Raw genomic sequence first — 9,339 nt, forward strand, 5'->3', positions numbered from 1 at the left:
ATAAAAAGGTTCTTGCACCGTTTGCAAGAACCTTTCTTTATTGTTCAATATGATAAGCATCGTATATTGTGCGCTTTGGCACACCACGTTCGACTGCTGCACGTTTTATGGCTTCCTTCGACGTTAATCCTTCCTCTATGTAATGGATCACGTGTTCTTTTTCAGATAAGGACTTCCACCAGGCTTCTTCATTCAGCTCTTCTTCATCCTGATCATTCCCTTGTACAACAAGACAGAACTCACCTCGGATTTGATGCTCCGCCGCCCATGTCAGCACGTATTCTAAATCTCCACGAATAAACTCTTCGAATTTTTTCGTCAGTTCTCTCGTAATGGCAATATTTCGGTTTCCCCATACTTCCTTCATCACAGTCAGCGTTTCTTTTAACCGGTGGGGCGCTTCATAGAAAATAATCGTTTCTTTTCGTTTCTTCAATGCTTCCAGTTGTTTTTTCTTTTCCTTTTTTTGTCGATCAAGAAAACCGTAAAAGAAAAATGGCTGTGGTGCGATCCCTGATGCAATGAGCGCCGTTAGTGCTGCGTTTGCACCAGGTAACGGAATGACATAGCCTCCGATGCTTGTAAAGTCTCGAACCACTTCAGCTCCTGGATCAGAAATCGTCGGTAAACCCGCATCGCTCACGAGTGCAATATTTTTTCCTTCTTTTAACCATTCGATTAACTTGTGGCCGCTGCTCTCTTTATTATGCTCATGATAACTCGTTAACGGTGTATCAATTTCATAGACGTGACAAAGCTTTTTCGTTTGTCTCGTATCTTCTGCGGCAATATAGTCTACATCTTTTAACGTTTGTATCGCTCGAAACGTCATATCTTCTAAGTTCCCAATCGGGGTTGGAACGAGATAAAGAATGCCCATCTCTGATTGACCATCAAAGCTTTTCTGTGTCTTGTTCATGTGCCGCCTCCTTTTTCATTCGCATGTCCTCTATATACATGTCTTTCTTTCGACGTGTCCAAGTTTTAAAACGATATTCCTGCTGCATGGCTTCTCTTTTGGTTGGAAAGCATTCATGGTAATAAAGCTCGACCGGCCGTCTCGCTCTTGTATACTTTGCACCCTTTCCGCTATTATGGGTAGTCAGTCTTTTTTGTAGATCATTTGTATACCCAGCATACAAACTGCCATCTGCACATTTCAATACATAGAAGTAATGATTATGCTTCTCCATACAGTATCGTCCTGATTTCTTCTGTATACTCTTGGTCTTCTCCATAAACAAAAAGCGGTGGCAGAATTTTCAAATCTGGTTTTCCATCCTTTATACCTTCTACTAAGATGGTATTGGCTTCTTTTCCTTGTTTAGGGTAAACAAATTGAATTCGTTTTGGCTCAATTCGGTGTTTCTTCATCATTTCAACAATTTCAAGCAACCGTCCAGGGCGGTGAACCATTGCCAGTTTGCCGCCTTGCTTCAGCAGCGTGGAAGAAACACGAATGACATCCTCTAATGTACAATGAATCTCATGTCGTGCGATCGCCAAATACTCATTTTCATTGATTTCATCCTTAGAAGGCGTTTTAAAATATGGCGGGTTACATGTAATCACGTCTACTTTGTGGTTTCCGTACCGTTTTGGCATATCATTCAAATCACCATGAATCAATTCAATCTGATGCTCTAGTTGATTATGCTCAACAGACCTCTTGGCCATATCAAAAAGGCGCTCTTGAATTTCAACCCCTGTAATAGAAGCTTTAGATCGAGTCGAGAGCAGCAATGGAACGATGCCATTTCCTGTACAAAGATCGATGATCTCCCCTTTTTGAATCGGCACATACGCAAATTTTGCTAATAATACCGCATCCAATGAAAAGGCGAACACTGTTTTACTTTGAATAATTTTCATATCTTCTGCAAGCAAGTAGTCTAAACGTTCATCTTCTCTTAACGAAACCATGATGTATCCTTTCTTTTCCTGTGAAAAAGGCTCCCGATTCAGCGGAAGCCTTTTCTCATTTTTTATTTAAAAATGACAGACAGAACAAACAGTCTCCCTCTTTGCGAATGCTCCCATAATGTACATTACAAATATGGAAGCCCTCCTGATATAACCGAGCCAGGTTATCATGACCTTCTCCTATATCAGAATGACTTGGCTTCTGGGCAGGATCATCCCCCGCCTCAGACGATTTGTCTCGATCGGATTGATCCAGACGTTCACGCAAATGCTGATTCTCCATCTGAAGCTGATGATTTTCTTCAATCACTTCACCGATATGATTTTTCAAATCACCTAGCTGTCGATAAAGAGAACCGATTTGTTCTTCTAGATTAATCACCGTATCAAATAGTTCCTTTTTATCCAAGGTGGCACACCTCGTTACTCAGTTGTTTGTGCAGATACAACGCCTTCTTGTAATAATTCTTCCCAAGTATATTCTATCACTTTTTCTTGCCCGGTTAATTCAACTTGCAAAATTCGTTCTAAAATATTGAGCCCTACTACCTTTGCAGAGCCATTAGACGTCTGAATCGTTTCACCGATATCCGGTAATTGTTCTTTTGCTATTTCATACTCATCATTCTCATATTTCAAGCAGCACATCAAACGGCCGCAAAGTCCTGAAATTTTCGTAGGGTTTAACGAGAGGTTTTGATCTTTTGCCATTTTAATGGACACAGGTTCAAAATCTCCTAAGAATGTTGAACAGCAAAGCATTCGTCCACAAGGACCAATACCACCCAGCATTTTCGCCTCGTCTCTTACACCGATCTGGCGAAGTTCAATTCGCGTCTTAAAGATAGATGCAAGATCCTTCACCAGCTCACGGAAATCGACTCTGCCGTCCGCTGTGAAATAGAAGATGACCTTGTTTCTGTCAAATGTAAATTCGACATCGACTAGCTTCATTTCCAGGCCGTGTTCACTGACCTTCTGAAGACATGTATCAAAGGCTGCCATCGCTGCTTCTTTGTTCTCCTCAACGATGAGCCGGTCACGTTCATCAGCTACACGAATCACCTTACGCAAAGGGAGCACCACATCATGTTCATCTACTTTTTTATTCGCGATGACCACTTGTCCGTACTCAACACCTCTGACCGTTTCTACAATGACACAACTATCATTTTCTATATGAAATCCATTAGGATCGAAATAATAGATTTTGCCCGCTTTTTTAAAGCGAACACCAATTACGTTGTACAAGCTTATCCCTCCTGCAACATCAACACCAATTGCTCCATTAGCCCTTGGGCATTCACGTTGGATTGAAGTCTCTTTTTCGCTTCTAATACAGCGAGGATCTGATTCGTCACCATCTGCTGTGTGGAATGCAGCGCGTGCTGCTTCATTGTCTGGAATAAGTCTTGATAAATGACTTTATCTTCATTTCCTATTTGAATCGACAATACATCACGATATATAAATAAAAGCATATCCAGACCTGTTTCTTGAAGGTCTTTCTCTTTGAAAAAAGGCACCCATTGATCTTGTATATAAAAAAATGCATGTTCTTTTCGCTGGTGTAAGACTTCATACAATTTTATCACTTTCGCTCTAGACTCTGCAAACTGATCATTTCGACTTAATTCGAGTGCTTCTGCCAAATTATTGGTTAAATTCGACAAAAGCCTTGCAAGATGCTGAGATACACCTTCCTGTAAAAGCTGCTGCTCTAAGGATTGTGGCTGAAGCGGCTGAAAGCTAAGCATCTGACACCTTGAAATAATCGTATCCAGCATTTTATGCGATTGCTCAGTGATTAAAACCGCCATCGTTTCCCGGTTAGGCTCCTCTAGGAACTTTAATAAACTGTTCGCGGCATTGACCGTCATTTTGTCCGCATGAAGAATGATATACATTTTTCGGTGCGACTCTACACCTGCTTTTGTAAATTCCTCCTGCAAAGCCTGCACTTGCGCTTTCTTAATTGATTGGCCATCAGGCTGCACTAGATGTAAATCTGGATGGTTACCAGACTGAATCCTTTTGCAGTTTTGACAGGACTCACATGGTTTCACTCCTGCTTCCAAGCAAAAAAAGCTCTTAGCCAAAAGCAGCGCAGCATCTAGCTTTCCTGTCCCTTTCTTCCCTTCAAATAAATAAGCATGAGCCAGTCGGTCTTTATCAATACTATTAAAAATCAGCCGCATGACGCGCGGCTGCAAATCATTCATGTCATCCCAGCTAATTGCCATGTTATCACTCTCTATGTGTAAAGGTTAATCAATAAACCTTTTATTTCTCCAATACGTTCAAGCAAATCAAGAGAGGGCTTCTCTTGATTCATCATATCCTCTGTTAATTCAATAAGTTTTTCATCTAATGCTTTGACTAAAGCAAGTGTTCGCGTGTTGCCATAAAGGTCAAAGCTCCTTGATGTCTCTATATTTAATCCATTATCGACTGTCTCTTTCACAAAGCGCTTCACCAGCCCTTTAAATCTGGCTAAATCCTTTAGATTTCGTGACTTTGTCAGCTTTTTACCGAACACTTCGATATCACTCAGCATGACGGTCAGCTGCTCTAAACGCATTTTTCCGCTTTGTGTTTCCATAGATGATTTAAATGAAGAGGAAGTTTGGCTTCCTTTCATCGCCTGGAGTTCACGTTTTTCCAAAAGCAGCCGCATATCTTGATTAATTTTCACAGCAACCCATCCTTAAAATTGATGAAATTGTTCAACTGGTAGAACAAAGACTGTGGCTCCACCAACTTCAACTTCAATAGGGTATGGTACGTATGAGTCAGCATTTCCACCCATTGGCGATACAGGTGCGATCATTTGATCACGTTTACGGCAATTTTCCTTGATAAGCTGCAATGCTTTATCTACTCTGACATCATCACAACCAATGATAAAAGTCGTATTTCCAGACTTTAAAAACCCGCCAGTTGAAGCTAATTTTGTCACGCCGAATTGATGTTCTGTCAATATCTTCAACAACTTGCTGCTATCTTGGTCCTGTACAACGGCAACAATTAATTTCATTTGATTGGCCTCCTTCGTTTTAGGCACAGGTGACATGCCGATGTCTTCCTCTATATTATAACAACGATTGGGAATCAGGTCATATTTGATTTTTCTTTAATGTGTCCTGAATCAACTGAAGGACTTCTTCAAAGACATCCTGTATCGGCCGAGACGCATCTACTACACGGAATCGTTCTGGTGATTGCGCAATGAGCAATTCATAACCTTCTCTGACCCGCTGGTGGAAATTCAGCGTCTCCAAATCTAATCGATTTTTTTCTCTTCCTTGATTGGCGTTAATTCGCTTTAGACCTTCCTCCGGTGTAATGGAAAAGTAAATGGTCATTTGCGGCATCGTGCCATTAATGGCAAACTCGTTAATTGATTTGACTTCTTCAATTCCAAGCCCTCTCGCATAGCCTTGATAAGCAAGGGAGCTGTCTACAAAACGATCACATAAGACAGTGTCCCCGCGCTGCAATGCCGGTTCTACTTTCTCAGCCAAATGCTGCCTTCTGGCTGCTGCATAAAGCAATGCCTCTGTTTTTGCGTCCATTTTTGTATTGTTTTCATTTAAAATGACTTCACGAATCTGCTCTGCAATGTCAATACCGCCCGGCTCACGTGTTGCCATCACTGCATATCCTTGGCGTTCCATTTCTTCGTATACTTTTCGAATCACTGTCGTTTTTCCAGCACCCTCCGGCCCTTCAAACGTAATAAACATACCGCTCATAGTGTCTCCTCTTCTATATAAACATATAATTTTCTTTGGTGAATCACCTGACTTGCTTGCACATGAACTTGATGCCCGAGCAAACGGCTTAACGTCGCAATTTGATTTGCTTCAATCGGTTCTCCCTTAATCATCAAAGGAATGCCAGGCGGATAAGGAATGACCGATTCTGCACTGATCCGGCCTGCTGCTTTTTCGAAAGGAACGGCTTCTACCCCTTGCTTTTGCTGATCGTCGTCTATTAAGGCCGATCCCTTTTGAAGCTGCTCTTTTTTTTCAAGCAATAAATCACTTTGCTGAAGAGCCCGCTTTATGGTTGTAAAAGGAATATCCTTTGTCTGTCCTAGACCAAAAACGAGTAAGACTTGATGTTCATCCGCAAGCTCTGGATGAACATCCACCGATTCAAGCACCTTTTTTAGTTCATAGCCTGTCAGCCCTTTTGTTGAACGAATGACGCATTTTAATGGATCAGTAGATAACGAGTCAGACTCGACCACTTCGAGACTAGGTATCCTGTTAAACTGTTCTTTCAGCCTTGTCAGCCCTCTTATGATTCCGTCCACATTCCCTTTTCCCTTGATCTCCTCCACATAAGCTCTCGCCAGATCTAACGAGGCCATAATTGGATAAGATGGAGAACTGCTTTGAAGCATCGTTAACAATGTCTTCATACGCTTCGCATCGATCCGATCTCCTTGAAGATGGAGATAAGAACCCATCGTCATCGCAGGCAGGGTTTTATGTGCTGATTGTACCACCACGTCTGCTCCGTAGGAAAGGGCAGATGGAGGAAAGGCACCGCCTAATACAAAATGCGCGCCATGCGCCTCATCAACCAAAACAAGGATGCCCGCTTCATGACACATTTGAATCAGCTTTGATAAATCAGCTGCATGTCCGTAGTAGTTCGGATACGTCAAAACGATTACTCGGCAGTTAGGATGTTGCGCAATGGCTTTTTCGACTGTTTTGTCAGTAACATGGGTTGGGACGTGCAAGTATGGATCGCTCTCAGTTTCTACTATAATAGGCGTTGCTCCTGCAAGCTCAATCGCATGGAAAACAGACTTATGACAATTTCGCTGAACAAAAATCTCGTCTCCAGTACGGCATGCCGCCATCACCATCGCCAAATTTCCAACTGTTGTACCATTCACAAGGAAAAAACTTTGTTTTGCCCCATATAACTTTGCCAACAAGTCCTCTGCCTCTTCTATCACACCAGTCGGGTGATGGAGGTCATCTAGACCTTCAAGCTCCGTTACATCCAGCTGAAGAATGGATGCATAGTAGGACCGTGCCTCATCAAAAAAGACATCTCCATTGTGATGTCCTGGAACGTGAAAAGAATAGGGCTTCTTTTCCGCATGTTGTGATAATGCTGTATATAAAGGTGTTTTCAAACAAATCGACCCTTTTCACTTAAACGATATCTTATGTCTATTATAACGTTCAAACAAGTGAACTGAAAGGTGGATTCTCATTCCTTTATTGGTTTATGATTCACCAGCTTCTGCTCTGCCTCGTACATGCTATTTTTTAATTGAGCTCGCTCTTGGCTTCCATGTTCTTTCACCTGTAACGTTTCCTGTAATGTTTCGGCTAATTGGAGTTGAACCTTTTTCAACGCATCTATCGGCGTTAATGAGGCGTCTTCAAGAAGCTGTCCTTGCTGCTTGGAGACCTTTTCATACGTTTGCTGAATACGCTGCTCAAGCGCTGAATTGGCTCGCTGCTGAATATGAGTAAACGCAATCGACATTTGGTTGATCCATAAAGGAATCGATGCGGAGACAGTTGATTGAATATGGTTGGCTAATGTATGGTTTGTATGCTGTATCATTCGAATTTGAGCATTACATTGCAGAGCAATTTGACGGCTTAACAGCAAATCATACTTCCTTTCTTTCAATCTCTCCATATATTCTTCCTCATTGACTTCCTGACTCATCAATTGCTCCTCTAATGTCCGATCATTTGACCGTTTCGTTCCTGATAGGGCCTGCTGCTGCTCTAAAAGTGCCAATTTTGCTTCAACTGCTGCAACCTGTAACGTCATCTCTTGAAAATATGATTGATTTTCTTCAAATAAACGCTCTAATAACTTATGGTCGGAAATCAATACGCCCCTTGCGTATCGGAGTCTCGCTGACAATCTCTCTATCTGTGCTTCGGCTTGTTTAAATCGAGAAATGATCTCCTGTGTAGAACGTCTTTCTCGCTGAAACAGCCTTAAAAAAAAGCCCCGTTTCTTTGGCAGCAAATCCTCTGGTTCCACTAAATGCAGCTGCTGTAAAAAAGCCTCAAGAATGTCTCCTATTTGATCAATATCTTTTTTCTCAACATATTGCATCATTTGCTTTGATTGTTCTAATAATCGTTCCTGCACACGTGTGCCATAGAAAAGCAGTTTTTGTGGATGATCAGGAATCTTTTCAGCACGCTGTAAAGCCTCCTGTTTTTCCTCATCAGATAAGGTATCAAACACCCGAAACTGAAGACCTGTAGTAGATGGTGATGGTGGTGTGACTGGATCTTCTGGTTTCATCTGAGTTTGACTCCTTTCATCTATTTTTTGATCATTTTATCGGCCACTTCAAGTTCGATATGAAGTGCTTCTATGTCTCTTCCTAAAATTTGCTGTAAATCATTCGTCAATTGTTTTTGCAGCTCGGTCAGTGTGACTCGAGTCTGGCTTAGTGTCATTTCAAGCTCATGACTGCGATTAGGCTGATTATACAGCAGTGCATATTTTTCAGTTAATTCAACAACAGAATCCAAACTTTCGAAATAAAATCGCTGAGCATCATAAAATCGGTTCGGCTCCTTTTTGGTTATCGTATAAATGCGGCGCGCAAGCCGAAGGATTTCATAATTATGTTTGATCGTCTGTACGTTCTTCACAGCAAATAAAGCTTTCTTCAAACGAACCAGCTTTTGCCCTGCTTCTTTCAAGTGCTGTTTAATATATACATAATCACTGCGAGACAATCCATGTTTCTTCAAAAATAACTGGAAGGCAGCCCATCGACTCCCTGCAAACATCACACCCCACCCAATCATCGCATACAGTATCGACAATCCAACATGGTGATGGAAAACCGCAATACTGACAGTTAAAATAACCAGCGAAAAAAAAGTAGAGAGAACGGCCCATATAAATGTATAAAAAATTGATTTCATGTTCATCGACTCCTATGAATAATCAGGCTCTCTGTTTATCTTATTATTTATTACGGTTGATGTCCAAACTAAGTTCCAAAAAACAGGCCCCATCCTCCATAGGTCATAAAAAAAGACCATCTAATGGTCTATGAATACAAAGGCGGTGTATGAAGATTTTTAAGCTTTCTTACATAGTCGGCATAGCTAGGATCCGAGGTCGATGTAGAAATTAACTTTCGCTCACAATCTTGGCACAAAAACTGATGATATAAATAAATTCCCTTTGTTTTTTTCTCTTCACAAATCAAACAAATCGCTTCTCGCTCTTTTTTGCTCATTGTGACACCTCCACTTATAGCTTCAGTATGCCCTAGCGCTTTCAATTGTATACAAAATTAAGAATGTTTTAGATGGTAGTTTAGTATATGTATCCATACCAGATCGAGTGTTTGTTCCTTTTTTAAAACACAAAAAAGACCAGTTCCAAATGGAA

General features: G+C 41.3%; 13 protein-coding genes. All 13 read right to left on the reverse strand.

Translation table 11 applies throughout. From position 1 onward, the window contains the following. Window positions 1-37: 37 nt before the first annotated feature. The 13 genes from rsmI to BA1_RS07815 all read right to left on the reverse strand — a co-directional run bounded on the left by rsmI (window position 38) and on the right by BA1_RS07815 (window position 9,184). Entirely contained in the window at window positions 38-919 is an 882-nt protein-coding gene (gene rsmI / locus BA1_RS07755) for a 16S rRNA (cytidine(1402)-2'-O)-methyltransferase (RefSeq protein WP_008357462.1), read from the reverse strand. Continuing rightward, window positions 894-1,193 (reverse strand): GIY-YIG nuclease family protein, encoded by a 300-nt coding sequence (locus tag BA1_RS07760; protein ID WP_008357464.1) that lies wholly within the window; start codon window positions 1,191-1,193, stop codon window positions 894-896. The genes rsmI and BA1_RS07760 overlap by 26 nt, the downstream gene beginning before the upstream one ends. Beyond that, complete coding sequence (locus tag BA1_RS07765; RefSeq protein ID WP_008357466.1) at window positions 1,180-1,923, reverse strand: tRNA1(Val) (adenine(37)-N6)-methyltransferase; 744 nt, start codon at window positions 1,921-1,923, stop codon at window positions 1,180-1,182. The genes BA1_RS07760 and BA1_RS07765 overlap by 14 nt, the downstream gene beginning before the upstream one ends. 55 nt (window positions 1,924-1,978) lie before the next feature. Continuing rightward, a complete protein-coding gene (gene yabA, locus BA1_RS07770; protein WP_008357468.1) occupies window positions 1,979-2,332 on the reverse strand; it encodes a DNA replication initiation control protein YabA in 354 nt (117 codons plus the stop codon). Window positions 2,333-2,346: 14 nt separating this feature from the next. After that, window positions 2,347-3,174, reverse strand: a complete 828-nt coding sequence (gene ricT / locus BA1_RS07775; RefSeq protein ID WP_008357469.1) for a competence/sporulation regulator complex protein RicT — start codon at window positions 3,172-3,174, stop codon at window positions 2,347-2,349. Window positions 3,175-3,176: 2 nt separating this feature from the next. After that, window positions 3,177-4,166, reverse strand: coding sequence for a DNA polymerase III subunit delta' (gene holB / locus BA1_RS07780; RefSeq protein ID WP_008357472.1), 990 nt, complete (start codon window positions 4,164-4,166; stop codon window positions 3,177-3,179). 11 nt (window positions 4,167-4,177) lie between these two features. Continuing rightward, window positions 4,178-4,618 carry a YaaR family protein gene (locus tag BA1_RS07785; RefSeq protein ID WP_008357474.1) on the reverse strand — a complete coding sequence of 147 codons (441 nt, stop codon included), beginning with the start codon at window positions 4,616-4,618 and terminating at the stop codon, window positions 4,178-4,180. 12 nt (window positions 4,619-4,630) lie between these two features. After that, the gene (locus BA1_RS07790) at window positions 4,631-4,960 is read right to left on the reverse strand and encodes a cyclic-di-AMP receptor (protein ID WP_008357477.1); all 330 of its coding nucleotides are present in this window, start codon (window positions 4,958-4,960) and stop codon (window positions 4,631-4,633) included. Between the two features lie 79 nt (window positions 4,961-5,039). After that, on the reverse strand, window positions 5,040-5,678 hold the full coding sequence (tmk, locus tag BA1_RS07795; protein ID WP_008357479.1) for a dTMP kinase: 639 nt from the start codon (window positions 5,676-5,678) through the stop codon (window positions 5,040-5,042). Next, the gene (locus BA1_RS07800) at window positions 5,675-7,084 is read right to left on the reverse strand and encodes an aminotransferase class I/II-fold pyridoxal phosphate-dependent enzyme (protein ID WP_008357481.1); all 1,410 of its coding nucleotides are present in this window, start codon (window positions 7,082-7,084) and stop codon (window positions 5,675-5,677) included. The genes tmk and BA1_RS07800 overlap by 4 nt, the downstream gene beginning before the upstream one ends. Before the next feature lie 77 nt (window positions 7,085-7,161). Then, complete coding sequence (locus BA1_RS07805; RefSeq protein WP_008357482.1) at window positions 7,162-8,229, reverse strand: toxic anion resistance protein; 1,068 nt, start codon at window positions 8,227-8,229, stop codon at window positions 7,162-7,164. Between the two features lie 20 nt (window positions 8,230-8,249). Beyond that, window positions 8,250-8,864: a 5-bromo-4-chloroindolyl phosphate hydrolysis family protein gene (locus BA1_RS07810; protein ID WP_008357484.1), complete on the reverse strand. Its 615-nt coding sequence runs from the start codon at window positions 8,862-8,864 to the stop codon at window positions 8,250-8,252. Window positions 8,865-8,992: 128 nt separating this feature from the next. Then, the gene (locus tag BA1_RS07815) at window positions 8,993-9,184 is read right to left on the reverse strand and encodes a sigma factor G inhibitor Gin (protein ID WP_008357486.1); all 192 of its coding nucleotides are present in this window, start codon (window positions 9,182-9,184) and stop codon (window positions 8,993-8,995) included. Between the last annotated feature and the right edge of the window lie 155 nt (window positions 9,185-9,339).

The organism is Bacillus xiamenensis, assembly GCF_000300535.1.
GTDB lineage: Bacteria > Bacillota > Bacilli > Bacillales > Bacillaceae > Bacillus > Bacillus xiamenensis.

What these genes read in the sequence shown, in the direction of transcription:
- rsmI (WP_008357462.1), bottom strand. Translation starts at nt 919, where the DNA reads ATGAACAAGACACAGAAAAGCTTTGATGGTCAATCAGAGATGGGCATT.
- BA1_RS07760 (WP_008357464.1), bottom strand. Translation starts at nt 1,193, where the DNA reads ATGGAGAAGCATAATCATTACTTCTATGTATTGAAATGTGCAGATGGC.
- BA1_RS07765 (WP_008357466.1), bottom strand. Translation starts at nt 1,923, where the DNA reads ATGGTTTCGTTAAGAGAAGATGAACGTTTAGACTACTTGCTTGCAGAA.
- holB (WP_008357472.1), bottom strand. Translation starts at nt 4,166, where the DNA reads ATGGCAATTAGCTGGGATGACATGAATGATTTGCAGCCGCGCGTCATG.
- BA1_RS07790 (WP_008357477.1), bottom strand. Translation starts at nt 4,960, where the DNA reads ATGAAATTAATTGTTGCCGTTGTACAGGACCAAGATAGCAGCAAGTTG.
- tmk (WP_008357479.1), bottom strand. Translation starts at nt 5,678, where the DNA reads ATGAGCGGTATGTTTATTACGTTTGAAGGGCCGGAGGGTGCTGGAAAA.
- BA1_RS07805 (WP_008357482.1), bottom strand. Translation starts at nt 8,229, where the DNA reads ATGAAACCAGAAGATCCAGTCACACCACCATCACCATCTACTACAGGT.
- BA1_RS07810 (WP_008357484.1), bottom strand. Translation starts at nt 8,864, where the DNA reads ATGAAATCAATTTTTTATACATTTATATGGGCCGTTCTCTCTACTTTT.
- BA1_RS07815 (WP_008357486.1), bottom strand. Translation starts at nt 9,184, where the DNA reads ATGAGCAAAAAAGAGCGAGAAGCGATTTGTTTGATTTGTGAAGAGAAA.